Source organism: Alicyclobacillus fastidiosus, from assembly GCF_026651875.1.
Taxonomy (GTDB): domain Bacteria; phylum Bacillota; class Bacilli; order Alicyclobacillales; family Alicyclobacillaceae; genus Alicyclobacillus; species Alicyclobacillus fastidiosus.
Map to the genome: position 1 here is coordinate 4,372,083 of NZ_CP104067.1, position 24,859 is coordinate 4,396,941.

At 56.0% G+C, this 24,859-nt stretch carries 26 protein-coding genes and 1 pseudogene; 11 read left to right on the top strand and 16 right to left on the bottom strand.

The window, feature by feature from the left end; all coding sequences use genetic code 11:
* Positions 1-7: 7 nt before the first annotated feature.
* The 6 genes from sufC to NZD89_RS21515 all read right to left on the bottom strand — a co-directional run bounded on the left by sufC (position 8) and on the right by NZD89_RS21515 (position 4,568).
* Positions 8-793, bottom strand: coding sequence for a Fe-S cluster assembly ATPase SufC (sufC, locus tag NZD89_RS21490; RefSeq protein WP_268004740.1), 786 nt, complete (start codon positions 791-793; stop codon positions 8-10).
* 233 nt (positions 794-1,026) lie between these two features.
* Positions 1,027-1,335 carry a metal-sulfur cluster assembly factor gene (locus tag NZD89_RS21495; RefSeq protein ID WP_268004741.1) on the bottom strand — a complete coding sequence of 103 codons (309 nt, stop codon included), beginning with the start codon at positions 1,333-1,335 and terminating at the stop codon, positions 1,027-1,029.
* A 41-nt stretch (positions 1,336-1,376) separates the two neighbouring features.
* Positions 1,377-2,492 carry an alanine dehydrogenase gene (ald, locus tag NZD89_RS21500; RefSeq protein WP_268004743.1) on the bottom strand — a complete coding sequence of 372 codons (1,116 nt, stop codon included), beginning with the start codon at positions 2,490-2,492 and terminating at the stop codon, positions 1,377-1,379.
* Positions 2,493-2,597: 105 nt separating this feature from the next.
* Positions 2,598-2,870, bottom strand: a complete 273-nt coding sequence (locus NZD89_RS21505) for a hypothetical protein (RefSeq protein WP_268004744.1) — start codon at positions 2,868-2,870, stop codon at positions 2,598-2,600.
* A gap of 131 nt (positions 2,871-3,001) precedes the next feature.
* On the bottom strand, positions 3,002-4,021 hold the full coding sequence (locus NZD89_RS21510; RefSeq protein ID WP_268004745.1) for a hypothetical protein: 1,020 nt from the start codon (positions 4,019-4,021) through the stop codon (positions 3,002-3,004).
* Positions 4,005-4,568 carry a sigma-70 family RNA polymerase sigma factor gene (locus NZD89_RS21515; RefSeq protein ID WP_268004746.1) on the bottom strand — a complete coding sequence of 188 codons (564 nt, stop codon included), beginning with the start codon at positions 4,566-4,568 and terminating at the stop codon, positions 4,005-4,007. Before NZD89_RS21515 ends, NZD89_RS21510 begins: the two co-directional genes overlap by 17 nt.
* A 138-nt stretch (positions 4,569-4,706) precedes the next feature.
* On the opposite strand from NZD89_RS21515, the gene NZD89_RS21520 reads away from it, so the two are divergent.
* The gene (locus NZD89_RS21520; protein ID WP_268004747.1) at positions 4,707-5,774 is read left to right on the top strand and encodes a quinone-dependent dihydroorotate dehydrogenase; all 1,068 of its coding nucleotides are present in this window, start codon (positions 4,707-4,709) and stop codon (positions 5,772-5,774) included.
* Positions 5,775-5,812: 38 nt separating this feature from the next.
* On the opposite strand, the gene fabI is transcribed toward NZD89_RS21520, so the two are convergent.
* Positions 5,813-6,586 (bottom strand): enoyl-ACP reductase FabI, encoded by a 774-nt coding sequence (gene fabI / locus NZD89_RS21525; protein ID WP_268004748.1) that lies wholly within the window; start codon positions 6,584-6,586, stop codon positions 5,813-5,815.
* A 164-nt stretch (positions 6,587-6,750) separates the two neighbouring features.
* On the opposite strand from fabI, the gene NZD89_RS21530 reads away from it, so the two are divergent.
* Positions 6,751-7,359 (top strand): superoxide dismutase, encoded by a 609-nt coding sequence (locus NZD89_RS21530; RefSeq protein WP_268004749.1) that lies wholly within the window; start codon positions 6,751-6,753, stop codon positions 7,357-7,359.
* A 301-nt stretch (positions 7,360-7,660) separates the two neighbouring features.
* Here the strand turns inward: NZD89_RS21530 and folE are convergent, their stop codons facing one another.
* Complete coding sequence (gene folE, locus NZD89_RS21535) at positions 7,661-8,221, bottom strand: GTP cyclohydrolase I FolE (protein ID WP_268008574.1); 561 nt, start codon at positions 8,219-8,221, stop codon at positions 7,661-7,663.
* A gap of 467 nt (positions 8,222-8,688) precedes the next feature.
* On the opposite strand from folE, the gene NZD89_RS21540 reads away from it, so the two are divergent.
* A complete protein-coding gene (locus NZD89_RS21540; RefSeq protein WP_268004750.1) occupies positions 8,689-9,111 on the top strand; it encodes a hypothetical protein in 423 nt (140 codons plus the stop codon).
* Here NZD89_RS21540 and NZD89_RS21545 read toward each other — a convergent pair.
* Positions 9,072-10,259 carry a hypothetical protein gene (locus tag NZD89_RS21545; RefSeq protein ID WP_268004751.1) on the bottom strand — a complete coding sequence of 396 codons (1,188 nt, stop codon included), beginning with the start codon at positions 10,257-10,259 and terminating at the stop codon, positions 9,072-9,074. The genes NZD89_RS21540 and NZD89_RS21545 overlap by 40 nt on opposite strands.
* Positions 10,260-10,410: 151 nt before the next feature.
* On the opposite strand from NZD89_RS21545, the gene NZD89_RS21550 reads away from it, so the two are divergent.
* Together NZD89_RS21550 and NZD89_RS21555 are read left to right on the top strand one after the other, a co-directional pair.
* Positions 10,411-11,076, top strand: coding sequence for an SGNH/GDSL hydrolase family protein (locus NZD89_RS21550; RefSeq protein ID WP_268004752.1), 666 nt, complete (start codon positions 10,411-10,413; stop codon positions 11,074-11,076).
* A gap of 24 nt (positions 11,077-11,100) precedes the next feature.
* Positions 11,101-11,373 carry a hypothetical protein gene (locus NZD89_RS21555; protein ID WP_268004753.1) on the top strand — a complete coding sequence of 91 codons (273 nt, stop codon included), beginning with the start codon at positions 11,101-11,103 and terminating at the stop codon, positions 11,371-11,373.
* Here NZD89_RS21555 and NZD89_RS21560 read toward each other — a convergent pair.
* Both NZD89_RS21560 and NZD89_RS21565 read right to left on the bottom strand, forming a co-directional pair.
* Positions 11,351-12,910, bottom strand: coding sequence for a recombinase family protein (locus NZD89_RS21560; protein ID WP_268004754.1), 1,560 nt, complete (start codon positions 12,908-12,910; stop codon positions 11,351-11,353). The two genes, NZD89_RS21555 and NZD89_RS21560, sit on opposite strands and share 23 nt — an antisense overlap.
* Positions 12,911-13,177: 267 nt before the next feature.
* Positions 13,178-13,843: a DedA family protein gene (locus NZD89_RS21565; RefSeq protein WP_268004755.1), complete on the bottom strand. Its 666-nt coding sequence runs from the start codon at positions 13,841-13,843 to the stop codon at positions 13,178-13,180.
* A 56-nt stretch (positions 13,844-13,899) separates the two neighbouring features.
* Between NZD89_RS21565 and NZD89_RS21570 the strand changes: the two are divergent.
* The 3 genes and pseudogenes from NZD89_RS21570 to NZD89_RS21580 form a co-directional block, all read left to right on the top strand.
* Positions 13,900-14,130: pseudogene (locus tag NZD89_RS21570) on the top strand (sigma-70 family RNA polymerase sigma factor); the annotation flags it as partial.
* 486 nt (positions 14,131-14,616) lie between these two features.
* Positions 14,617-16,179 (top strand): MFS transporter, encoded by a 1,563-nt coding sequence (locus NZD89_RS21575; protein ID WP_268004756.1) that lies wholly within the window; start codon positions 14,617-14,619, stop codon positions 16,177-16,179.
* Positions 16,180-16,360: 181 nt separating this feature from the next.
* Positions 16,361-17,317 carry a L,D-transpeptidase family protein gene (locus tag NZD89_RS21580; RefSeq protein WP_268004757.1) on the top strand — a complete coding sequence of 319 codons (957 nt, stop codon included), beginning with the start codon at positions 16,361-16,363 and terminating at the stop codon, positions 17,315-17,317.
* A 138-nt stretch (positions 17,318-17,455) separates the two neighbouring features.
* On the opposite strand, the gene NZD89_RS21585 is transcribed toward NZD89_RS21580, so the two are convergent.
* Positions 17,456-17,650, bottom strand: a complete 195-nt coding sequence (locus NZD89_RS21585) for a hypothetical protein (protein WP_268004758.1) — start codon at positions 17,648-17,650, stop codon at positions 17,456-17,458.
* Between the two features lie 206 nt (positions 17,651-17,856).
* On the opposite strand from NZD89_RS21585, the gene NZD89_RS21590 reads away from it, so the two are divergent.
* The 3 genes from NZD89_RS21590 to NZD89_RS21600 all read left to right on the top strand — a co-directional run bounded on the left by NZD89_RS21590 (position 17,857) and on the right by NZD89_RS21600 (position 20,320).
* The gene (locus NZD89_RS21590; RefSeq protein ID WP_268004759.1) at positions 17,857-19,404 is read left to right on the top strand and encodes a recombinase family protein; all 1,548 of its coding nucleotides are present in this window, start codon (positions 17,857-17,859) and stop codon (positions 19,402-19,404) included.
* A 20-nt stretch (positions 19,405-19,424) separates the two neighbouring features.
* Entirely contained in the window at positions 19,425-19,772 is a 348-nt protein-coding gene (locus NZD89_RS21595; RefSeq protein WP_268004760.1) for a sigma-70 family RNA polymerase sigma factor, read from the top strand.
* A gap of 77 nt (positions 19,773-19,849) precedes the next feature.
* Positions 19,850-20,320: a hypothetical protein gene (locus NZD89_RS21600; protein WP_268004761.1), complete on the top strand. Its 471-nt coding sequence runs from the start codon at positions 19,850-19,852 to the stop codon at positions 20,318-20,320.
* Between the two features lie 54 nt (positions 20,321-20,374).
* Here NZD89_RS21600 and NZD89_RS21605 read toward each other — a convergent pair whose 3' ends face one another.
* From NZD89_RS21605 to NZD89_RS21620, 4 genes are all read right to left on the bottom strand, one after another.
* Positions 20,375-20,686 carry a hypothetical protein gene (locus tag NZD89_RS21605; RefSeq protein ID WP_268004762.1) on the bottom strand — a complete coding sequence of 104 codons (312 nt, stop codon included), beginning with the start codon at positions 20,684-20,686 and terminating at the stop codon, positions 20,375-20,377.
* A 78-nt stretch (positions 20,687-20,764) separates the two neighbouring features.
* On the bottom strand, positions 20,765-21,259 hold the full coding sequence (locus NZD89_RS21610; protein ID WP_268004763.1) for a hypothetical protein: 495 nt from the start codon (positions 21,257-21,259) through the stop codon (positions 20,765-20,767).
* 230 nt (positions 21,260-21,489) lie between these two features.
* Entirely contained in the window at positions 21,490-22,737 is a 1,248-nt protein-coding gene (locus NZD89_RS21615) for a S1C family serine protease (RefSeq protein ID WP_268004764.1), read from the bottom strand.
* Positions 22,738-22,788: 51 nt separating this feature from the next.
* Entirely contained in the window at positions 22,789-24,846 is a 2,058-nt protein-coding gene (locus NZD89_RS21620; protein WP_268004765.1) for a S9 family peptidase, read from the bottom strand.
* Positions 24,847-24,859: the final 13 nt, after the last annotated feature.

Sequence of the window (24,859 nt, forward strand, 5' to 3'; positions counted from 1 at the left end):
TCCCTCCTTACGCGTCAGCCTCGACCGTCTCGTCTTCGATGCCGAGTTCCTGTTTCAGCCAATCGTAGCCCTTCGCCTCGAGTTCCTCAGCCAGTTTTGCGTCTCCGGACTTGACGATGCGGCCCTGCATCATGACGTGCACGTAGTCTGGGACGATGTAGTTCAACAGGCGTTGGTAGTGCGTGATGATGAGAAAGCCGATGTTTTCGGATTTCATGCTGTTCACGCCATTTGCGACAATCTTCAGGGCGTCGATGTCCAGTCCGGAATCGATCTCGTCCAAAATCGCAATGCGCGGCTCCAGCATCGACATCTGTAGAATTTCATTGCGCTTTTTCTCACCGCCAGAAAACCCTTCGTTGAGATAGCGCTCTGCGAACACTGGATCAATGTTCAACTGTTTCATCTTGTCCTGCAGCGTCCGGTGGAATTTCAATACAGGCAGTTCCTTGCCTTCTTCCAAACGCGCATTCAGGGCCTGGCGGAGAAAATTGGCATTCGACACGCCTGGCACTTCCGAAGGGTATTGCATCGCGAGGAACAACCCTGCGCGCGCGCGCTCGTCGGTGGACATCTCGAGCAGATCTTGGTCGTCCAGCACAGCGCGGCCACTCGTTACCTCGTAATGAGGGTGGCCCATCAGCGAGGATGCAAGGGTACTTTTACCTGTCCCATTCGGACCCATAATGGCGTGAATTTCGCCTCCGCGAATATGTAAATTCAACCCCTTGAGGATTTCTTTTTCGTCAATGCTGACATGCAGATCTTCAATTAGAAAGTTTGGCTTTGACATACGTACCTACCTCTCACTTTATCTACATATTTTAAAAAGTTGACCTTATTAGTCATGTTTCTAATCCAGCGTATCACACCTGCTGAAAAATGCAAGGTAGCGGGACAATATAGGGTATTCTGCCCGCTTTCGCGAATTGCACCCGCCCCGCGCACAGGGCTGCGGATGACCGTCCGCGTCAAAATCCGCCAGAGTCAGCCAACAAAAACGGCCGCCTTCGCGGCGGCCCATCGTCAGAACAAATATTTAAATACGAGCTTCGCTTCGTCGGACATCATTTCTTTGTCCCAAGGTGGATCGAAAGTGAGTGTGACTTCGACGTCCTCTACGCCCTCCAACGAGGTGAGCCGCTCGACGATCTCCTCCTTGATCTCGTCGTACAGCGGACAGCCCATAGTGGTCAGCGTCATCGTCACGTGGATACGCTTGCCACCGTCCTCCACATCGATCTTGTACACCATGCCCAAATTGACGATGTCGATTTGAATCTCTGGGTCGAGCACCTCTGAGAGCATGTTACGAACTAGTTCTTCCGTGACCATTTACCGATGCACCTCGCTTCCAGCATACCTCGGACACGAACTTACAGGAGCGACGACAGTTCCGTGTAGTCGAGCTGCAAAGCAGTCGCTACCGCCTCGTAAGTCACCTTGCCGCGATAGACGTTAAAGCCTTTCGCCAGGGCCGCATCCGCTCTCGCAGCGTTCGCTGCACCCGAGTTGGCCAGGCGGACCGCATATGGCATGGTCGCGTTGGTCAAGGCGAGTGTCGACGTACGGGGCACCGCCCCCGGCATGTTCGCTACTGAATAGTGTACCACACCATACTTTTCGTACACTGGGTCGCTGTGCGTGGTAATCCGATCAATGGTGGCAATCGAGCCGCCCTGGTCGATAGCTACGTCGACGATCACGCCGCCAGCGTTCATCCCCTGAACCATTTCGTCGGTCACGAGTTTCGGAGCACGAGCACCAGGAATCAGGACTGCACCCACCAACAAGTCGGCACCCTTGATGTGCTCGCGCAGGTTGTAGGCGTTCGACATCACCGTGCGAACTTGTCCCCTGAACAGCTCGTCCAATTCGCGCAGACGACGAGCATTGCTGTCGAAAATGGTTACGTCCGCCCCCATCCCGAGCGCAACGCGAGCTGCGTTGGTGCCCACGATACCGCCGCCGACGATGACGACGCGCGCAGGCGGTACGCCAGGTACGCCCGCGAGCAGCACGCCCCGGCCGCCAAACGGGTTTTCCAAAAAGTGCGCGCCGACCTGAATCGACATCCGCCCAGCCACTTCTGACATCGGCGTCAAGAGCGGCAGGCTCCTGTCTGGCAACTGAACCGTCTCATAGGCGATGGCCGTCACCCCTGTTTCTACAAGGGCACGGGTCAACTCCGGTTCAGGCGCCAAATGTAAATATGTAAAGAGCGTCAGATCAGACCGGAAGTAGTCAAATTCTGACGGAAGGGGCTCCTTGACCTTCATCACCATGTCCGCATCGGCCCAAGTGGACTTCGCATCTGAACGGATATTTGCACCAGCTGATTGAAAATCTTCATCTGAAAAGCCGCTGCCCACCCCGGCTTTGGTCTCCACAAATACCTGATGACCAGCTTCGACTAACGCATGTACACCCGCTGGCGTGATGGCTACGCGGTCTTCATTATCCTTAATTTCCTTTGGTACTCCGATTCTCACACGGGTTACTCCCTTCACCAATGCTGCCCATTGTGACCGTCGGGCTTTGTCCGAGTCTAGTGTACGACTGCGAAAGGTGAAACGCAATGCACCAAAAAGGCGGGCTCATTCGCCCGCCTCATCCGGTTCGCTGATTTTCTTCACGCGCACTCTCCGAGCGCGTGTCGCCGGGGCCTGTGCGGCCAATTCTTCGGAGTGCTCTTCAATCCAATCCTGAATTCGCTTGACATCACTTGGTGCGATGCGCCAAGTGCGGGCACCGTAGAGAAATGACTCTCCGGTGAGCTGGTCCGCAAGCGATTCGACAGCGTGACGGACAGATTCGACTGGTACGTGCAGCATGTCAGCCAACTCTGCGAGACTAAACCGTGTCGTCATCGTTGTTCTCCTCATTCATAGGTGTTTTAAACCAGATAGGGCGTGCGAACGACAAAATAAGACCACTTCCCCTAGCGCCGAGGGGCCACCCATCGGCGTTTCCCCAAGCGCTCCCGGGCACGGACAAAAAGTTAAAAACCGCCCGGCGGTACCTTGATGATCATCACGTGCACCGCTCGACTAAAGAAATCCGATTGGCGGTCCGATATCACTCGAAAATTGATATCTGTCGACTGCCCAGGTGCGAGGACGGTAGGCCAGTTCTGGTCCGCGTACTCCGGTGTCAAATGATACATGAAGCGAATGCTGTCGACAGACAGGAAGCTTTGGTCAGACGACGAAGCGAACCAGATTACAGCCCGCGACGTCTTGAGATGAAACGGTTGGTTCGACGTGTTCGTCAGGCGCGCGTCGATTTGGACCGACTGCCGATTGTGATCTAACACGCGCGGTTCAACCTGCAAATCCCCAACGCTGACGGGGCTCTTCGTCCACACCTGGGCGGCACTCGCCAGCGGGGCGAGGTGCGCCGCGTAAAAGCGCAGGTGCGGCGTCTCCACGAGTTCGTTGCTGGACGCTCCGTGTAAGGTGCTCCCTGTCGGGTGAAACCCCCAGACGACCGTTTGATGCGGCTCTACAGTCTCACTTGGCCCATTGACGAACGTCAACCAATTTTCTGCACCGCCCTGACTTGCGTCGTTCGGCGTAAAGGACAGTACGCCGAATACGTCCGACTTGTGCACAGGCGTATCGGAGGTATTCTTCACATTGGCCAGTACGTCGGAGTCGGTTGGATCACCTGGCAGCGTTCCGATGCGGACGTCCGCAATCTGCAACGGCGCTGGCGCCAATCCATACGCCTTCGCATTGAGCTGAAACGGGACCGTATCCTCCGTCGCAGACGTCTCTTTGAGGGATGGATGTCCCATATAAAGGCTCACGCCAACGCCGACCACTGCGCAAGCCGCGGCAATGCCACTGACGAGTCCCGCATACCACGACGCGGTGCGCCGCCTGCGATTGGCTTTGGCGATGGGCAGTTCACGCTCCTGAGCGGCATCGAGGATGCGCGACTTCAGGTCGTCTCGAAACGGAACTTCACTCAGTTGCTGCATGATGTGGCGGAGGTCTTTGTCATCTGTATCCGTCATGAAACCCCATTCCCTCCTCACTGAGCGCGCGTTTCAACAACTGTCGCCCCCTGTGTAACCTCGTGCGAACGGCCTGTTCAGTGATGCCGAGGACCTCGGCGACTTCTTGGCCGGACAATTCTCGCTCGTAGTACAGGACCACCACTTCCCGATATTTTTCCGGCAACTGATGGACCACTTGCCACAACGCGTCGCGTTCGAGCCTGGCCGCAACTTCGGAAGCAGTGTCGGAAACAGGCACGCTCGCAAGCGCGTGGCCGTCGTCGGCTACCTCGTGCTTGGCACTCCACGAGCGCAGGTGGTCCTTCGCCCGATTCGCCGTGATGGATAGTAACCATGTTTTCACAGAGCTGTTTCCTTGAAACGTTCCCCAATTTCGCCATGCTCGAAGAAAGACATCCTGGGCGATGTCCTCTGCCTTATGATAGTTATGAACGTAAGAGTAGGCGAGATGAATGACGTCGCTGCCGTAGGCGTCCATCCACTCTTCTAGCTGAGGAAGCCCGTGTAACGACTCTCCATCGCTCGCCTGACGCGCTTTCGGCATGTTGATTCCCCTTACTGAACGCACGCCTTTAACACTTTAGACGCAGCTGCCCCCATGAGTGTGACAAAGGCGTGTGTGAATCCTGAAAACATGCTACACTTTCGAGCAGATTAGATAAAGACGTGTCTGGAGGTCAACATGTACAGGACTCTGCGCAGTGTACTATTTCAATTAGATCCGGAGCGGGCCCACCACATCGTCCTCGACAACCTCGGCCGATGGCCGCAGTTGGCCAAGCTGGCTGTGCGCCCGTGGGAAGCGGATAAAATCCTGACTACGACCGTTCTCGGCATGACGGTGCCCCATCCGATTGGCCTGGCGGCCGGACTCGACAAAGACGCAGTGGCGGTGCCAGGGCTGTTTCACTGCGGTTTTTCGAGCGTCGAGGTCGGCACCGTCACACCCGTTGCCCAACCAGGAAACGAACAGCCGCGGTTGTTTCGGCTGAAGGCCGATGAGGCGCTCGTCAACCGCATGGGTTTTAACAACCTGGGGAGCCAGGCGTGTGCACAGCGCATCGCGCGCCTCCACCGCCGCGGTGGCTACATTGGTGTCAATATCGGCAAAAACAAAATTACCCCGAACGAAATTGCCATCGACGACTACGAGAAGGCGTTGGGCGACGTGCTGGACGCCGCCGACTACGTGACGGTCAATCTCAGTTCCCCCAATACGCCTGGACTGCGCGACCTGCAGAGCGCGCGAACCATCTTGGCGCTCTTGGACAGGCTGGCTCCTCATTTGGAACGAGCGCACAAGCCCGTGTTTGTGAAACTGTCTCCAGATTTGAGCGATGCCGCCTTGATGCATATAACTGAAGCCCTGGTCGAGTCGAGGTTAGCAGGAAATCTAGGGATCATTGCGACGAATACAACGCTGTCCCGAAGCGGATTACGAAGTGCGGAGAAACGGGAGAGCGGCGGCCTGAGTGGGCGGCCGTTGCGGACCAGATCTACGGAAGTGATCCGCCTGGTGCGCCGAGTCGCCCTTGGACGCCTCCCGATTATCGGATGTGGCGGGATTTTCAACGGTGACGATGCCTACGAAAAAATCCGGGCTGGCGCCGATTTGCTCCAGATCTACACCGCCTTCATCTACGAGGGGCCACTCGTTGTGCGCAACATCGCCACGCGTCTCGCCGAACGACTGCGGCAGGACGGATTTTCGTCCGTCGCCCAAGCCGTCGGCATTGACGCGGACGCGTGACGCCTCACCCGCGCGCGTTCGCGGCCCTATCGCGGCGATTATAGGCCGACGATGTGATACCCGCCGTCGACGTGGATGACTTCCCCGGTGACACCGCGGCTCAAGTCGGAGAGGAAGAATGCCGTGACGTCCCCGACCTCTTCGGCGTCGACGTTGCGGCCAAGCGGTGCCTTTTCCTGCATGGTGTGCAACACGTCGTTAAACCCGCGAACCCCTTTCGCGGCGAGCGTCCGGATAGGTCCCGCCGAGATGGCGTTGACGCGAATGTTGTCCTTGCCGAGATCCTTCGCCAGATAGCGAACAGCCGACTCCAGCGCGGCCTTCGCGACGCCCATCACGTTGTAGTTTTCCACCGCGCGCTCACCACCCAAGTAGCTCATCGTCACGATGCCACCCCCGCTTGTCATCAGCGGTCGAGCGGCCCGCGCGACCGCCACCAGCGAATAAGCGCTGATGTTGTGCGCCAAGAGGAACCCTTCTCGCGAAGTACCGACGAACTCGCCCTGCAGATCTTCGACGTTCGCGTGGGCGATCGAGTGGACGATGCCGTCGATGCGGCCCGTCGATTCACCGATCTGCGCGAATGCTTCCTCAATCGACGCGTCGTCGGTGACGTCGCAACGAACGACCGACGCGGACGTGTCGGGCAACTCTGCCAAAAGCTTGCGGATTTGTTCCCCTGCGCGCTCGCTGCGGTGTGTCAAGACGAGTTTTGCCCCCTGCTTCGCAGCGGACACAGCTCCCCCCCATCCGATGCTTCGCTTGTTCGCGACGCCCATTATTACAATTGTCTTGCCAGTCAACAGTGCCAAGTGATTACCCCTTTTCCAGTCAACAAATCCTTCTACATGTATACCATCCGAAGTGCGGTACGTAAATAATCGTACAAAACCCGCAGAGTCTATTTGGAAAACATTCTACAAGTACGTTACAATATTGTCTGAAACCACTCAAATTACATAAGGAGGTTTATTACATGGCACATGAATTGCCGGCACTGCCGTATGCGTTTGACGCACTGGAGCCTCACATCGACGCGTTGACGATGGAAATTCACCATGATCGTCACCACGCAACTTATGTCAACAACCTCAACAAAGCACTTGAGGGCCAAGCGGATTTGGAAGGTAAGAGCGTTGAAGCCTTGATTAGCGACCTAAACGCGGTTCCGGAAAATATTCGCACGGCTGTTCGCAACAACGGCGGTGGTCACGCGAACCACAGCCTGTTCTGGAACCTCCTCTCCCCAAATGGCGGAGGTCAACCGACAGGAAAATTGGCTGAGGCCATTAACAGCACTTTTGGTAGCTTCGATAAGTTCAAGGAACAATTCGCAGCTGCAGCGGCTGGTCGTTTTGGCAGCGGCTGGGCATGGTTGGTCGTCGATGGCGGCAAACTGGCAATCACCAGCACAGCCAACCAAGACAACCCGTTGATGGAAGGTAAAAAACCTGTTCTCGGCTTGGACGTCTGGGAACATGCGTACTACCTCAAGTACCAGAACAAGCGTCCTGACTACATCGGCGCGTTCTGGAACGTCGTCAACTGGGAACAGGCCAACAAGAACTACGAAGCGGCTCAATAATCTCCATTACGAAGAGGCCGGCTCCTGCACCATCGTGCGGGAGTCGGTCTTTTTTTGCTATTTTCCAGCTACTCTATGAAAAATATTCATTCCCGTCACTTGTAATTATTTTCTATTTTATCGTGTTATACTAGTTTTCCCATTCCACCCACGTCGATGCAGCCGAGTGGACAAGCTGGTGCACCGGAGGCGCAAAATACCACAAAAAGCCACCCGATGCGCATGCGACCACGTCGCGCACCGGGTGACCCTATTCACACCATCTGTTCATTTCGGCTCGGGCTTACGACCGTTGGCGGCTTCAGCGATACCGAACCATTTGAAGGACTTCCTCGCGCAATCGCAAGTCCGTTTCATAGCGACCGCGAGCGGCCAGTGTCATCGTTTTGCTTCCCGGCTTCCTTATGCCCCGCATGTTCATGCACAAGTGCTCCGCATCCACGACCACCATCACGCCCTGTGCACCAAGCTCCTTTGCCAAGACATCGGCTATCTCGTTGGTCATGCGCTCTTGCACCTGCGGGCGCTTGGCCACCGTATCCACGAGCCGAGCGAGTTTTGACAACCCGGTCACGACGTTGTCGCTCGGAAGATAGGCGACATGAGCCGTTCCAAAAAACGGTAACAGATGGTGCTCACACATCGAATAGAATGGAATATCGCGTACAAAGACCATCTCACCGTGCTCTACGTGAAATCGAGCGCTGAGTTCCTCTTTCGGATCCCGATGCAGGCCCGCAAAGATCTCCTGGTACATTCTTGCGACACGAGACGGTGTATCCAATAAGCCCTCGCGATTCGGATCTTCCCCGACCGCTGTCAAAATCATGCGGACAGCTTCTTCAATCTTCTCTAGGTCCATTGTACGCGCGGGTTCGATGGTTGTATCGTCGAAATCGGTAGCCACAGCATGTGGATGAATACGTGTAGAAGTCAAATGCGGTTCCTCCTCATACAGACACTGTACATCGGTATCAAGTGACACACGACGAGCTCGTCCACGGATTCTCCATATTGTAACCCGTATCGTGACCCGCCTTCACACATCTTTTTGATCTGCCTTGACACCGATGAGCAACCAATGTCCGGACGGTGACCGACCAGCACTTCACCTGACCTGACCCTTGTGTTGCATTGGATGCTCGTGATTCACCATACCCTATCCTCTGGTTCTCCGCAAAGTCCCTGCGAATTTTTTCAAGCCCGTCCTGCATATAGCATGACACGCGCATTCAATGCCAACGCATAGGGTCTACAGACTCATCAGTTCGAAAGAGACCGACGTGAATGTGCGACGTACGTCAAATCCGTCGCCAGGAGGCGTCTGCCATGCAAGAACCAACCCCCGTTAGCGAGTCAGCTAAAGGCATTGTCGTAGCGCTCCCCGACGAATCTGTCACTGTCGCGCTCATGGGCGCCGTGGGCCCAGCGCCACGGTCGAAATGGCAACAACTTGACCCTCGAACCGTTTGGTATGAGTCCGCATTTTTCTATGACCGTCTAGACGAGTGGGTGGGTCGTTATCAGCCGGACACGTGGAGGTTTTACGAAGCGTTGCGGCTGGAGGGGGGCGTGCTGGAGGTCAGTCACGTCGTTCAATCGTGGAAACAACTCCTCGCACAGGCCGACGAGTACCACGGCACTCGACAAGGTGTCGCGCACCGTGGACTTGACGCCCGCCTGGGTTTTGATGCTAACGCGCGGTATCCGCGTCAGGCTGGCCCACAATCGATGCCGCTGTCCCGGAACTGAACCGTATTGTAGAGCGCCCCCCACCCCTTTACGTGAGTGATGTCATCGCTCACAGGGCACGTGGCGTAATAGGCGATGTAGCCTTTGATGTTGCTGCCGCTCACCTCCGGTTGATTCCCCGCAATCGGAGCGATGGCCACGAAGGCAGGCAAGTTCACGGATGCGAGTTTGAACGTCGTATATTGCGACTGATTGCAGTAGAACGCCGCCTGCAAGGAAGAATTGATGGATTTGAGGCCAGCTGCCCACCCCGTGATGAAATCCTGAAACTGTTGTGCGGTAGTGGCAGGTTTATTGTAACCCTCTGGATCGAGGACGACGTAGTTCGGTCGACGCGTGCCGGGATAGGCGGTAATCTGTCTTCCGGCGTACGCGCCAGCGTCCACCCCCGCCTGATGGAACGACTCGCCACCAGCGGGCCAACTGACCGTCCAAAAGGATAGCCACCACAAGCTCGCCTGATTCGTTTGGAGCACCTGTGCGACTTTCGCGTCAGGTTTTGTAGCCAACGTGGCGGTATATGGGCTTTGCGGCATCCCTAGGGCCGTCGTGACGCCAATCCCCGGCCAGCCCTGCGCAATGGCCTTTTGTACGTCAGCTGTCGTGGAAATCGAAGCGTATACGCCAACGGAGGGAGATGACACCGTGGGCGTTTGCGGCGGTGGAGTGGTCGTCACCTTCGTCGACGTGACGTTTGGCTGTGCTCCGGAGACACAGATCTGCTGCGGCACCTCCTGCCTCGGCAACGTGCCGTAGCCCTTTGGGAATACCCCGTGGACGGCGTAATAGGCAAGCATGACGGCGAGCGTTAAACTGTCGAGCGCAGATACGCCGCCGGCATTGACGAAGTAATTGGTCTGCGCCGACGCGACACCTTGTCCATGGGCATATGTTTGAAAAGGTGTGTGCCCGCCCTGTTGCCCGACTGGATTGGCCCAGTCACAGGGGTTGTAGTACAGGGCGTACAACGCGGCTCCCCCCACTGCTATCACGACATTCCCACCAGCGGAGACAAGGCGCCACGCGTTTTGAAAGTTCCCTGTACAGTTGCTTTGTGAAATGCCACAGACGTCGGCGGCGGCCTCACACTTCAAGAGGTCCCCCGGCGTCGCGGCATACAAATAGACGTGATTGGGGCTCACAGTCATTCCTTACACACTCCCTCTCTTTCGCCTGTGGGCAAGCACCCGCTCAACCAGGAACAACCGAGCATTTAATACAGAGGTAGGTATTGTCACGCAATACCACTCTATGCAGGCAGACACGGTGTGCATGTAGGCTCCACAGGAGGCGATTGACATGCAATTTATGGCTATGGGCGATTCCATCACATACGGGGACGGGGCTACTCGCCCCTGGTTCGCCTATCCATTTGTATTAGCGCGAATGATTCGACAGACCCGCCACGACGAGAAGATCTGTGCGCAAGTGCTGGCTGCACCGGGCTGGAACAGCGCGACGCTGTACGCTGCGGCACAGGCGATGGGGCCAGTGCCGCTACACAATAAGCGGGCAGTGGTCATCTGGGTAGGTGGCGATGACTTGGCCTACGCGGGACTGGCCGCGGCCGAAGGCGCACACAATCCGATGCGCGCGGTTACTTCTTCGCTGAAGCGATATGGAATCGATCTAGCGGCGCTCGTTCGCTTCGTTCGCTCTTCCACCACAGCCCCCATTTTTCTGTGCACGCAGTACAATCCGTTTCCCAATAGCCAACTCGCCGTCAAAGGAATTGCGGGACTCAACGCCGTGACAGAGGAGGTCGCCGCCCGCACCGGCGCCGTCTGTGTCCCCTCAGCAGGATGGTTCGCGGGCAGGGAACGGGCGCTCATTGCGGGGTATCGCACAGGGACGCTCGCGGACGCACGACTGCCATCTCCACTCCCCATCCACCCAAACAACGCCGGGCACCGCGTCATCGCCGAAGGACTCTACGGCGCCATTGCACCAAACTTCCGCGTCTGACATAGGCTAGGGCACCGTGTGTAGGTGAAGTCTGTCGGAGGTGAACGCGGATTGTTGTCACTCGCCCTAGCCGCAGCGATGATGCGGGACATCGTCCTGGTCACCGGGTTTGTCAATCAATCGTTTCCACAACCGCTCGATAAAGAGGAAGAGCAGGCGTGCTTTGAACGCTGGCGCAAACACCAAGACAAAGCTGCACATGATTTGCTCGTCGAACACAATTTGCGCCTCGTTGCACACGTCGCCAACGTGTTTGCGACGCCGTCACACGATTTCAGGAGCTGGTCGAAGTGGTGACGATCCCTCGAATCGCAACCGCAACCGAATCCCCCGTCGCGTCGAGGAGGCACTCATCGACGAGATCGCAAATGATTTGTCTTCGAACGGCGAAGGGAATCGCTCCCCCCTGCACGTCCATGAGGCAATCGTGCAACGCCTGCATGTCGGATTGCCAGTCTGCCTCCGACCGCCGCTTCACTTCCTGCAGGCGCTCGAGTTGACCAGCAATCTGCTCGCCTTGACGGCGTGCGACGCCCAACTGCTGCGTGTAGTCGTCCTTCGACAGGTCGCCGGTAAGGTACAGATTTCGCAGCCTCTCTTGTCTCTGCACGATCCGCTCGCTTTGCTCCTCGAACAGACGCAGTTCATCGTGCAGGCGCCGCGACTGTACGCTGGCGGAATCTGCAGCCAGTTGTGCCCACTCCCGCGAATGGAACAGGCGATGAACGACTTCGCGAAAGACGGCGCGCTCGATGTCCTCCGCTCGAATCGCGCGACAGCCGTGAGCGCATTGACGCGGCTCACCTTTGTGCTCGGGGGGCCTTCGGTACATTCGCGTGGTGTTTGCCCCCTGCTTTTTAGATGCCGCCGCATACCAAACCCGGTGACACACCCGACAGCGCAGTTTACCTTGGAGCAGGTGTTCGTGCGAGTTGCGTTGGCACCCCTGCCTCTTCGCAGCTTGACGCCGCAACGCCGCGCGCCGAAACGTCTCGTCGTCGACGATGCGCGGAACAGTATAGGAGATCCATTCGGCTCCCGGGTGCCACCCCGTCACACGCCTGACGCGCTTGCGCCCTCTGGCAGTCGCCAAGGGTGCCTTGGCAGTCTTTCGCCGGTTATACGTGTAGCGGCCGATGTACATCTCATTCTGTAAAATGTGGGCGATGGTGGCGTGGCTCCAGCACAGCGACTTGCGAGTCTTTGTGGGGGCGCCTAATTCGTCGAGCCGCTTGGCGATATCCCGCATGCTGAGGCGCTCCTCCACATACCAGTCGAAGATCAGCCGAACGAATGCGGCCTCCTCCTCGTCGACCAGAAATTGACCGGATTCGTACTTGTAGCCATAGGGATCGATGCCCATCGGCATCATCTGACCTTCACGCGCCGCTCGAAGCTTACCGGAGAGTGTTCGCCTCCGAATTTGCCGAAGTTCGTATTCCGCGATACTACTGATGATGTTGAACAAGAGGTTGGCTTCATCCGACTGGTCCCAATCGGGGACGTCGACAAACACGATTTGCACGTCATGTTGCTTGAGCTGGCGCACGATGATCGCCTTGTCGGCGACATTGCGCGATAACCGGTCGGGGTGTTTGACGATGACGTGCGTCAGTTTCCCCTGCGTGGCGTCATCGAGGAGGCGTGTGAGCTCTGGCCGGTCCATGTCCTCGCCGGAGGCGCCCGCTTCCCGGTACACTTCGATATCGCGCTGCGCCAAACCCAGTGTGTTCGCCTGTTGCAGACACTGCTCTAGCTGCACGTCGAGACTATGGCCGTCCGCCGCTTGAGCCCCTGTCGAGACGCGGATGTAGATGGCCGTTCGCTTGAGCATGGGCGTCCCTCCCCGGCTCATCTCCACGAGGAGACTGTGAATAGAGAAAGTACAATCGCCGTTGTACGGCTTGAATGGCTTGGATGAGGTGCGGCTCACTGTTCATTTGCGCCGCTGTGGCGGGCTCAAAATGAACAAAAATCGGTCGATCCGTCGGAAATCCCCCCTCACGATGTTGATATGCAAAAGGGGGATTGTCCTAGACGGATGACCGATTCGGTGATGCGCGTACACCGGGGCTGGTATCTAGTGCCGCTATGATTGTGGTTAGTCGTCTTGATCTGTGTGACCCAACTCGTCTGTCGCGCTGAGCTCGCCCGCTTTTGGCGAAGACATCGCCAGTTCCCGCTCGCGTCGCCGACCGCGGATTTTGTGGTAGACAAAGGCTGCCACGAGAAGGCACGCGACGATGATGGCCACGACCATGTGACGATGGATAAACGGCCAAAACCTGCTCACGAGTGCACCGATATAGTGACCGGCGATAATGAACGCACCCGACCACACGATGGCGCTCAGTGCATTGACTGGCCAAAAGATCCAGAATCGCATACGGTTGATCCCCGCCAGGTACGGGACGAGAATTCGAATTCCCGCGATAAACTTGGCGATGACGAGGACCGCGTATTCATATCGCTGAAAGTGTTCGTTCGCCTTGTCGAGGCGGGCGGGCGTAATGCCGATGTACTTACCGAAATACAATACGATCGGACGACCAAGATAGCGACCTATGCCGTAGGCGATGGTCGATCCCACGATATTTCCCAACGCGCCCGCAGCCCAGAGTGGAACCAACCGGAAAACTCCATGTGTCCATTCGATCCCTGACAACGTCAACGTGGTTTCCGCTGGGAAAGGAAAGCCAATCGCTTCGATGAAGGTGATGAGAAACACGCCAAAATACCCGAACTGATGAATCAAATGTTGAATCAAGGCCCATTGTTCTCCTTAGCGCAGACTTCAAACGGTGTAGTGATGGTGTATGTGACATGAAGAAGTTTGATTCATCTGGCATTGACCAGGATGATTTGATCTCCATTGGAACCGTCGGTCTGATTAAAGCCGTCGACACGTATCAGCCAACCAAAGGGACAAAATTTGCTACCTACGCAGCGAGATGTATCCAGAACGAGATCCTTATGCAGCTTCGTGCACAGCGGAAAACGCGAAAAGACGTGTCTCTATACAGTCCAATCGGTACAGACAAAGAAGGCAATGAATCAAGCGCTACACGATGTCTGTATCGCATCAAGCCACTGTACTTGATTATCCCCGATGTTTTGGACAACCACAATAAATTATTTACATAGACGCTGAATCGTCTCGATTCACCGCGAGAAGCCTACGCCGATGTGGGCGGACCAAATCCTCTGTATCTCGTCCGACACCCGTCCGTTGCTCTCCGTGAATACCTTGATTATGCTGTATCAAGCCTGTGGGACCTAACTTATTCCCACTACCACCCTCACTCTGCGAAGCGATACAGTCCCACAGGCGGATACATATCCCCATTCCTCCGCCACGCGATTGACCCGCGCTTAGCAACTACCAGCTTGGACAATACAACTTCGGATCAAGCACTGTACTGGATTCCACAGTCCACCGCCGTGTATGCTACATGAGCGAGACATCATTCCTGGACAAAACGACAGGACCTACAAAAATTCACATTTCGTAGTCATCGCTGCCTAGAGGAGACTTATACCGTGCGAATACCGAAACATTGGTTCGTGGTCATGGCGCTAGCCCTATCTGTCGGCCCAAATTTACTTATTATGTCAGGGTTTATGCAAATTCAAGCAATCATCCAAAACTCCCTGAACTCCAGTAGCTACTCGACAATGTGGATCTCCATTATTGCAAATGTTGCGTTTGCCGTATTTATCCCCATGGGCCCCATCATCGCGCATCGGCTTGGCCCGCGACAGAGCTTTTGTTGCGCCGTGATCGTGGCGGCGTGTACGTTCTTCCTGTCCGCAGTGTCAGCAAACTTGTTTGTACTTGGCATAAGCCGTGCAATCGAAGGTGCGTTGACGGGTACACAACTGATGGTCCTCATTCCGCTGCTCTTCATGTCGTATCCAGCGGAACGGCGCAACCGGGTACTCGGGCTGGTGCTTGCGACATTGTTCGGCTCAGTGTCACTTGGCGCCGTCTTGGGGTCTATCTCGCAGGAGCAGGACGCCTGGCGTTGGCTGTTCTACGTGTGCGCGATTTGTTCCCTCGTCGCCCTGCTGGCTCAAAGAGGCATTCCACGCCATATGTTTGCCGCGCCGAGCGAGCCTTCAAAAGAGACTCCCAAACACCGATTCGATACACTCGGTGTGCTCTTGTTGTTCATGCTCGGCATCTCCACCGTGATTGCACTTGGGAACGTGCTTCCGGACGGAGTCTCCTCCCCACTCGTGTACATACCAGCCGCAACCTCAATCGTGTTGCTGCTGTCGTTTGTCGTCGTCGAACTCTCTGTGCCAAATCCAATTCTGAATTTCAAGCTCCTGAAATCCCGTCGCTCGATGATGGGGGCCGTGATGGCCATTGTCTCCAACTTGCTCATGCTCGTGGCGATGTCTGGATTGGGATTTGAAATGAAGATCGTCGGGAACATACCGAGCAACGCTTTGCCCACGGTGTACTGTGGACTCGTGGTAAGCGTCGCCGTCGCGTGTGTGTTGGCGGCCAGCTTGTTCGACCGAATCGGAGCCGGGCCACTCGTCCTCGCCGGGTCGGCGTGTATCTTGTGGGCGTCCTATCGACTGATGGTTCTCGGGTCGAGTGCGCCACTGGACGAGTTGCGGATATTATTGGTGATTCTTGCAAGTGGCGTCGGGCTCAATTTTGTCGTGGGATTGGTGACCTGCGCCCTTGGCGGGCCGTTAAATCAGCTCCCAAGAACCATGAGCGTCGTTCAGTTCCTCCGCGTCCTCTTCTACTCGACCATCGCGCCGATCTCACAATGGTTTTTAAACGAGTCAACCGCCACCAACATGGCCAGGGATAGTTGGGGAATCAGCGCGACAAATCCAGCGACACTGGCACGTCTGAACTCGCTTGTCGAGGCTTACGCTTTTGCCGGCCATTCGGAGTCGACTGCCAAACAGCTGGCCATGAACGTCGTCGCGAGTCGCCTACAAAGCCGCGCGGCGTTGTCCTCGACCCACCACATCTTTTTCATCGCGTTTGTGGCCAGTGCCTGTCTTGTCGTCCTCTCCTGTGCTCTATTATGCATGGGCAAGGGACCGTCCATCTCCCATAAAGGGAAGCATTAGGGCGCTAAAAAAATAAACTTCTTCAGTGAAACGCCGGGCTTTTCCAGACCGTCTGATCCTGTGACGCACCTGGTGAAGCACTAGCGCACTCCTCTTTTATCCAGCACCTGAACCTAGCAACGCGATTCTCTCTTCGCCCTACTGACCACCAGCGCGCTGACATCTAACATGGGGTGAGATTGTGCTAGGAAAGACAATGTCCTTTGTGGCGGGTACGTCTCTTACGGCAGCGCTGGCAGCGCTGACCGTCATCCCGCCCACCGCTTCGGCTGCGACTGCTTCCCCGTCTGCCAACCACTCTGTCACACAGCTTCAAACCGAGCTCGCCGCACTGGGGTATCTTCCACTGACGAGCAATTTTCAGTGGCGATTCACGCCGCCTGCGAGTCTCCAATCCCTTTGGCAAAAAGGCTCTAACAACGTGATGACGAAAGGCGCAGTCATGGAGTTTCAAGAGGTAAACCACCTTGCCATCGATGGCATCGCGGGTCCACAGACGTGGGCGGCTCTGACGAAGGCGTATGGTGAGAAGAGGATAAACCCGTATGGGTACACGTACGTCCTCGTATCGGAGAAGTCCCCGGAAACACTGCAAATCTGGTCGAACGGGACGTTAGTGCTATCGTCCCTAGCAAATACCGGAATCCCGCAACGCCCCACCGCAATCGGGACATTCCCGGTGTATGCGCGCTACCTCTCGCAGGCAATGCAGGGGACGAATCCAGACGGATCGCACTACGATGATCCAGGTGTTCCCTACGTAAACTATTTCTACGGCGGTGACGCGATTCATGGCTTCTGGCGAAGTTCCTACGGTTCTCCGCAAAGTCTAGGGTGTGTCGAACTTCCGATTTCGAGCGCGCAAAAGGCATGGAACTACATCCACTACGGAACATTGGTCACCATTCAACAGAGTGCTGCAACTTCCAGTCCGTCCACATTCACAACCTATCCTACGCTGCACCAGGGGATGTTCGACAACACGTATGTGAAAATCCTCCAGAAAGCACTCGGGATAGCCGTGGACGGCAATTTTGGTCCAAACACGGAGCGCGCGGTACAAGACTTTCAGAAAAGGCACGGCTTAGTGGCGGACGGCATCGTCGGACCCAACACGTGGAAGGCTCTGCTAGCGTAAATATCTCTCGACCGAAATTCCCCACGTTTGTGGATAGCTGAACAAGGCCACTAGAGAAGAACTTGCATCTGCCCCCTGTCGTAGCTTGCGGGTTCTTCTCTCTTCATCAGCCTCGGTCGTTGTGGAATACCCAAAAGCTCAATCTGATTTTGAACGCGATTCCAAGACCTGTTGATAGTGCAAAGAGACGATTCTGACCACTTCTCGATGTCGCTCCTTCCGTGCCGCATCCGACATCGATTCAGGAGCAAAGATTCTGATTCGGGTACCCTCGATGTTCATCTCCTGCGTTGGCCGCTGCGCCGCAAGAAGCGTTGCACGACTCGGAACCATTCCAACACCCCCTTTGTGGAACGTATGACTCACCTGGTTGTCCGCTTGCTGCCAAGGTCCTGCACTTGGTCTTCGATCCGGCAAACCACCGCCACAATCCCGCATGTTATGCGGGCAAGGCGCGTATTACCTTTAGTGTCATTCGGCTCATGCTGCAAGTCGGCGGCGTTTGTGTATCGCGACACAGATGAGGAGGGATGGACGAGATGTCTTACGGAACCTTTCCCGAGAACCTCGACAACGTCTGGGTGTACCTCCGCAAGTCACGTGAAGACCGAGAAGCTGAGGAGCGTGCGCGCAAAGAAGGGCGTCACGAATTTGAGACGTTGGCCCGGCACCGCCGCAAACTGTTTGAATTGGCGCACACGTTTCGGTGGAATATCACTCGGGTATTTGAAGAAGTGGTATCTGGCGAGTACATTTCGGAACGACCAGAGATGGTGAAATTGCTTAGGGGCGTGGAGATGGGTGAAGCAACCGCGGTACTGGCGATGGACATCGACCGCCTGGGACGTGGGGATATGGAGGACCAGGGGCGAATTCTCCGCGTCTTCCGCGAAACCGAAACCCTGCTTCTGACACCCGACAAGGTCTATGACCTGTCCGACGAGATGGATGAAGAGTGGACCGAGTTTAAGGCCTTCTTTGCACGCCGTGAACTCAAGATGATCACAAAGCGCATGCAGCGCGGCCGGATGGCTAGTGTACAGGACGGAAAGTACCTCGGCACGCGCCCACCGTTCGGATACGACATCGGCGAGGATTTAGTGCTCGTCCCAAACGCTGACGCGGACACCGTTCGGATGATTTTTGACCTCCATGTGAACCGCGGCATGGGTGGTGGGCACATCGCCGCATACCTGAATTCGCTAGGAGTCACGACGCCGACGGGAAGGACGTGGCGGTCGGCGAACGTCGTCGCACTCCTGCGGAATGCGCACTACGCAGGCTACATCGTGTGGGGGCGCATTAAACACGACAAGCGGAGGGGGACGCAAAAAAAACGCCCGGAAGACGAAGTGATTCGCGTACCGGGCCGTCACGAGCCATTAATTTCGAAGGAGATGTATGAACGCAGCGCCAACATCCGGGCATCCCGCTCGCATGCACCGGTCGGATTCAGCAAGGGCATCGCTAACCCGATTGCGAGCCTGGTCGAATGCTCGAAATGCGGAGAAAAACTGATTCGTCGCCCGTATTCGAAACAAGCACCGCACCTGATCTGCAAGAACCCGAACTGCGACCAGCGCAGTACGCGGCTGGATATCGTCGAAAGCCGCATTATTCAAGCGCTCCAAGCGTGGTTGCACGATTACACCTTGTCGTATGACGAGTTGTCTGCGGCGACTACCGCACCAAAGCCATCATTCAGCAGGAAAAAACTTCTATCGCAGATCAACCAGGATATCCATCGCGTCGAAACGCAGCAAAACAATCTTCCAAACCTCCTCGAACAAGGCATTTACGACGGTCCAACGTACCTAGAGCGCCATCAAAAACTGCTGAACGAACTGACACAGTTGCAACAGAAGAGGGCGTCAGTGCTAAGTTCGATGGCGCAGGACAGACAACTAGACGGCGCGATGCACGATGTAATTCCACGCGTAACGCGCGTCCTCGACTTGTATCCGCAGCTGGGGAGCCCCAGAGAGCAGAACGAACTGCTCCGTTCTGTTCTTCACAAAGCGGTGTACAACAAAGAGAAGTGGCAGCGAGGCGACGAGTTCGATTTAGATCTCTATCCCGCCTTCTGATTGCTTGCTTCGAAGGCCTAGTGATAAAACACCACAGACAACGCGTTCAAGTGATTGAAATCACGATATCAGATATTCTTTGGTCGGCTACAGACTGTACGGAAGATGAAGTGAACAAGCGCATGGAGATCAGTGGCATGATCAAGCTTCTCGACGTGCTCGACGAACGAGAACGAAAGGTCATCGAGTTGAGATTCGGACTCGTTGACGGACGCGAATGGACGCAAAATGAGGTAGCAGACGAACTAGAAATTTCTAGATCTTATGTATCGAGACTGGAAAAGCGAGCCCTTCTGAAAATGTTTCATCAGTCTTATGCGGGCCAGGAACGGAAAAAGGCATATATTTACAAGCGAAACACGCGATAAATCTCATATACCTGTCACACTTTCACCCACGACCTCGTCTATAATGAGGATGTTCGTTTACGAGGTGGGTGGGTTTCATGTTTTCAATGCGATCGAGGCGGATATCGGCGAAGCTCTTTGTTCTCCCCGTACTGATGATTGCACTCTTTTGTGGTGTGGCCGCGTTTGAAGTCGTTCAGCAGCACGTACGCGTCCAATTGCTCGGCACGTCTTTCGATGTCTCTGATATCAATCAGGTCCTGGTTCAACCCACTGGTTCTGCAGCCACGGATGGCACAGGCTATTACCGGCTGACGAGTCAGGACAGCATTACGCAGTTGTGCCGCCTCCTCGGCACCGCCAAGCCATACGATGGCAATGAAGGTGACTTTGCGACGGACATCGATAGCATGTTGATTGAGTCATCGAACCACGTACTCAGTATCCCTGTCGCCAGAACCAGCACAAACGTAATTCTGCTGTTCAACAATGCGCACGCATATATCGCCCCACAGGGCTTTTTAACGCAGTTACAGCAACTGGCAGCCAAGGAACAAACACCGTCGTAAGGGCCGTCCGACGGCCCTCGACGGCGTTCTGCTCTATCGTTGACCCCCGCAACTTCAGTGGCTGGAAAGTTCTCCACGACCATCTACCTCATGCCACACGCCATTAATTTTGAGTCCGCCCTGCGACACGATATCGTCCATGAAAGGATTGTGCTTTGCCTTAATTTGGTTGAGTACATCATAATCGATGGTATAGGAATCGGAGACGCCAAACGTACCAAAGCCAAAGTCCTTACGTTTGTCGTTGTACACGATATACCCCCGGACTGATAGGTTGTCCAGGTTTTGATGACCTTCATAGTCGGACGGCGTAAACGTCTGAAACTCAAAACTTACGACTGAGTTGTTATTGGGTACCTCGCGCATGTCTCTTCGCAACTCCCTCGTCATTCGGTTACCATTAGACTGCGGCAAAACGCGAAGGAGATACATCCAAGTGATTCCCTACATGTGCTGCGATTTGGTCTGCCTGCGCGGCGTCTTTACAGCCTTTTGCGGCGCCTTTACAGCCTTTTTCGGTTGCCCTTTTGCCCTGAGCACCGAGTTCTCTTCGACGTCGCGGGTTCGCGGTGCAGTTCGCCGCTTGGGCATGGCTACCATGAGCAGCCAGTAACACGCACCAAACCCAAACACCTTTACCCAAAACGGCACGACGAATAAAATGACACCTAACGCTTTGCTTGGAACGGCGGAAAGGATCAAAAACCCTATCCAAGCGGTGTAGGTCACTGGCCTATCCTCGGCAAAGTGGGCGCCAAGCCAAGCGTTAAACTGGTCGAGTGACGCGATGTGGGGGATATCCACCATGTTCGTTGCGAACACGACGCCAAAATTCCGGCTATCTGGCCACCATGCAAGGCTCCATACCAAGTGCGCATGTGCATACCAATAGACGAAAAGTAGACAGAAAAAGGCGAGTGTAAGTAGAAATCTGCGCAATCGAGCCACCTCACCAACGGACGGCAACGGCACGCCACGCGAGCGGCGTTGGCCCGTTCAACATCAAACTGTATGTTCTAGCTTTCCCTAGCATAGACCAACGCGGCCAAACTTGTCAGGCAAGCTTTGGACGCAGAGCTCATCGCGACATGGCCATTGTGCGGCCCATACAAAAAAGGTTACCCAGTGATCTGGGTAACCTGTCAAGCCAGTTCTATCAAGATATCGACTCAGTCTTGGCCCGGCCACGGCGCGAGTGTCACCTTGACGTCCTGCGTCCTGCCGCCTCGTATGACGGACAGTGTCACTGTTTGCCCTGGTTCATCTTGATCGATATATTGCGTCAATTGCTCAATGGTCGTCACCGTTTTCCCGTCGATCCCGACAATGATATCCCCGTCTCCCTTGAGGATTTTAAAGGGGTCTGCGGAATCGCTCGCACTGTTCAGTTTCGCCGCGTTGGTGTCGCCTCGCAGGCCCGCTTTGGCCGCCGGGCTGTTCTTCGTGACGCTTGTGACATAGACGCCCGTACTACTGCTGAGATTCATCTCCTGCTGCATCAGCGAATCGACGTCCATCCCTTCAATTCCCAACCAGGCGTGCTCAATCGGTTGTCCGGCAATCAGCTTCTGTTCAAGGCTCACCAGCCGGTCTATAGGAATGGCGAAACCGATGCCAATCGAGCCCTCGATAGGACTCTCGATCAGCGTGTTGATCCCAACCACCTGTCCGTTCGCATTCAACAGCGGGCCCCCTGAATTGCCAGGATTGAGCGGGGCATCCGTCTGAATCATCCCGTTCATCACGTGGCCGCTCGACTCAGACATCGAACGGTTGAGGCCGCTGACAATTCCCGAGCTGACGCTGGCCGTCAACTCGAACGGATTGCCAATCGCGACTACCAGATTCCCCGGCTGCAGCGATTTGACTGAACCGAGGGGCAACGGGCGCATCGACGACGGAGCGTTGATGTGTACGATGGCCAAGTCATCGAGCGTATCCGCGTCGAGGACGGTGCCTTTGAACGTCTGGTTGCCAACGCTCAGTTGCACGGTCTTCGCCGAGCCCACTACGTGTGCGTTGGTGGCGACGTCCCCATGCGTGTCGATAAGAAAACCAGTCCCGATGTCCTCCTGGGCACCGCTACTCTGGCTGCCCGAACTGTTTACAGCCGTGATGGTAAAAATACTGTTCTTGGTTTCGTTATAAATATCTGTGACCAACGTCGTTCCCGACGACGAAGGAATACTTGTTCCACTGCCATCTCCTCTGCTTTGCGTGCCCGAGCTAGACGGGGTCTGTGACGGAAGGTAAACGACGTTCGACCCTCTCGGGTGGGCGATACCCGCTCCCGTCCAGATGCCTAGCACGTAAAACACGGCAAGGCCAAGCCCGATGCTGGGCCACATGATGGCAGTTTTCCGACCCTTGCGGCGTTCCTTTGGCCAATCGTCGAAATCATCCCAGCGACGCCCCATCGTGTGTTCCTCCTCATCGATTGCTGCCTTGCAACGCGTTGCCTGACGCGCTCACGCCTGCAACGTCTGCTTTAAAAATGTAACGATGTATTCCAACCGAGCGACGCGGTGCCATGGTTTCCCGTTTCGCGACATTCCGTGGCTCTCCTCCGGGAACCGAACCATGGTGACCGGAACGCGGTGGTACTTCAACGCCGCGTACAACTGCTCAGCTTGCTCAATCGGGCACCGTAAGTCATTCTCTGCGTGAAGAATCAGTACCTTCGCTTTCATTTTATCTGCGAAAGCAATCGGGGACAAGTTGACGTAGGCGTCTGGGTACTCCCACGGGGCGCCGGGGAGGTCTTCCACGTCCATAAAGCCAACGTCACAGGTACCGAACATACTGTATTCGTTGACACACGCCCGCATGACGACCGCACTTTGATACCTGCTTGTATGGCCAATCGCCCAGGCGGCCATGAATCCACCGTAACTGCCGCCAGCGATGGCCAAACGGCATTGGTCAATCGGGTACGCGGCCGTCACCGCGTCGACAAATCGCTCCGTATCCTCGAAATCGACCGTCCCCCAACGCCCGCGAATTGCACAGCAGTACGCCTGCCCGTAACCGAGACTCCCTCGCGGATTGCAGAACAACACGGCGATGCCCGCTTGCACGAGCAGTTGAAACTCGAGAAAAAACGATTCGCCATAAGCGGCGACGGGGCCGCCGTGCACTTGCAAAACCGCTGGAAAACCGCCCTCGGGGACAGGGCCCTCCGGAAGCATGACCCAGCCCTCTAGTTCCGTCTCGCCGCAGTTCACATAAAAGCGCTTCGGACGGTTGACAGGCGCCTTTTCCAACAGAGCGCCATTGATATCCGTCAGCCTGCGAGGAGTTGTCGAATCCTCCCCGGACAGCGGGATGCCTTGAACGAACAAATCCGCAGGTTTCGTCGCCGTCTCGATGAGCATTGCAGCCGTGGCGCTGTCGCGGCTGAGATCAAACGTCAATACGGTATGCTCGCCTTGTGTCAGCCACTCGAATGTGCGCGTTTCGACGTCCACGCGGATCAATTGCGATGTGCCATACTTTGTGGCGATGGTGTAGACGTATCGCCCGTGCTCGGACCACACCAGCGGCGCGTCGACGTCTGCGCGAAAATCGGAGAGGACGGCGTTGCCAAAGGACAGTTCCCACCCGTCTGAGATCAGTGTCGACGTGTTCGACTCCCGTTCATACACGAACATTTGTGAAAGAGAGTATTGTCCGTGCGGGCGATTGTGGCCCAGGACGGCGATGTGCTCGCCCGTCGGGCTGTACGCGACCTGCTGTGCTTGACGAATAGGCAGTGGGATGCGGATTGGACTCGCTAGCAAGTGACCCTCCCCGCCATCGGAAATCTCCGTTTCGTACGCAAACCGATGCTGTGTCTCGTCCGCATCCTCGTCGAGATTGCTGACGAACACGACATGACGGCCATCTGGGTGAAGATCGTAATCTTGCACGTCGAACGGTCCGTCTGTGACCGCTCGCGTCGGAAATGTGAAATCACGGACCGGCTCGCTCTGAAGGGAACGATGAGCCATGAATGGTGTGACATCGACGACGGACAGATGGGTGCGCTGGCCCCCGAAGTAGCCAACTCCATCGAGGCGATACCACGTCCGCTCGATGACGCGAACGTCGCTCGTATACCGAGCCCGGGCGCTCTCGCCAGGTTTTCCGGCCTTGTCCACCGGCGATTGGTAGACGATGGACGTACCGCGAGGATGCCACTTGAACGACTGTACGCCAAGTGCTTCGTTCGTCACGCGGACCGCCTCACCGCCGTCGGTTCGCATGACGTAGATCTGTCCCTTCTCGCCTGTTTTACGCCCGATAAATGCCAGGAAGCGCCCGTCAGGTGCGTACGCCGGATGCACTTGACTCCCCTCTGCCCACGTAAACGGCGTCCGGTCCCCGCCGTTTGTGTCCACGTGCCACAGGTGTGTCACCGTCTCGTTCGACTCCGGCAGCAAGTGGCTCATTTCACAGATGGCGTGACGGCCCCCTGGATGAATGGCAATGCGACCGACCATGGTCAAATGAAACAAATCCTCTGGTGTAAGTGTTCGGTTGACCAACGCGATCCCTCCC

Coding starts and splice junctions, on each gene's coding strand:
- NZD89_RS21530 (WP_268004749.1), top strand. CDS start 6,751: ATGGCACATGAATTGCCGGCACTGCCGTATGCGTTTGACGCACTGGAG.
- NZD89_RS21505 (WP_268004744.1), bottom strand. CDS start 2,870: ATGACGACACGGTTTAGTCTCGCAGAGTTGGCTGACATGCTGCACGTA.
- NZD89_RS21540 (WP_268004750.1), top strand. CDS start 8,689: ATGCAAGAACCAACCCCCGTTAGCGAGTCAGCTAAAGGCATTGTCGTA.
- NZD89_RS21605 (WP_268004762.1), bottom strand. CDS start 20,686: ATGCGCGAGGTACCCAATAACAACTCAGTCGTAAGTTTTGAGTTTCAG.
- NZD89_RS21590 (WP_268004759.1), top strand. CDS start 17,857: ATGTCTTACGGAACCTTTCCCGAGAACCTCGACAACGTCTGGGTGTAC.
- NZD89_RS21560 (WP_268004754.1), bottom strand. CDS start 12,910: ATGCTCAAGCGAACGGCCATCTACATCCGCGTCTCGACAGGGGCTCAA.
- NZD89_RS21510 (WP_268004745.1), bottom strand. CDS start 4,021: ATGACGGATACAGATGACAAAGACCTCCGCCACATCATGCAGCAACTG.
- NZD89_RS21615 (WP_268004764.1), bottom strand. CDS start 22,737: ATGGGGCGTCGCTGGGATGATTTCGACGATTGGCCAAAGGAACGCCGC.
- NZD89_RS21495 (WP_268004741.1), bottom strand. CDS start 1,335: ATGGTCACGGAAGAACTAGTTCGTAACATGCTCTCAGAGGTGCTCGAC.
- sufC (WP_268004740.1), bottom strand. CDS start 793: ATGTCAAAGCCAAACTTTCTAATTGAAGATCTGCATGTCAGCATTGAC.
- NZD89_RS21515 (WP_268004746.1), bottom strand. CDS start 4,568: ATGCCGAAAGCGCGTCAGGCGAGCGATGGAGAGTCGTTACACGGGCTT.
- NZD89_RS21545 (WP_268004751.1), bottom strand. CDS start 10,259: ATGACTGTGAGCCCCAATCACGTCTATTTGTATGCCGCGACGCCGGGG.
- NZD89_RS21600 (WP_268004761.1), top strand. CDS start 19,850: ATGTTTTCAATGCGATCGAGGCGGATATCGGCGAAGCTCTTTGTTCTC.
- folE (WP_268008574.1), bottom strand. CDS start 8,221: ATGGACCTAGAGAAGATTGAAGAAGCTGTCCGCATGATTTTGACAGCG.
- NZD89_RS21585 (WP_268004758.1), bottom strand. CDS start 17,650: ATGGTTCCGAGTCGTGCAACGCTTCTTGCGGCGCAGCGGCCAACGCAG.
- NZD89_RS21520 (WP_268004747.1), top strand. CDS start 4,707: ATGTACAGGACTCTGCGCAGTGTACTATTTCAATTAGATCCGGAGCGG.
- NZD89_RS21550 (WP_268004752.1), top strand. CDS start 10,411: ATGCAATTTATGGCTATGGGCGATTCCATCACATACGGGGACGGGGCT.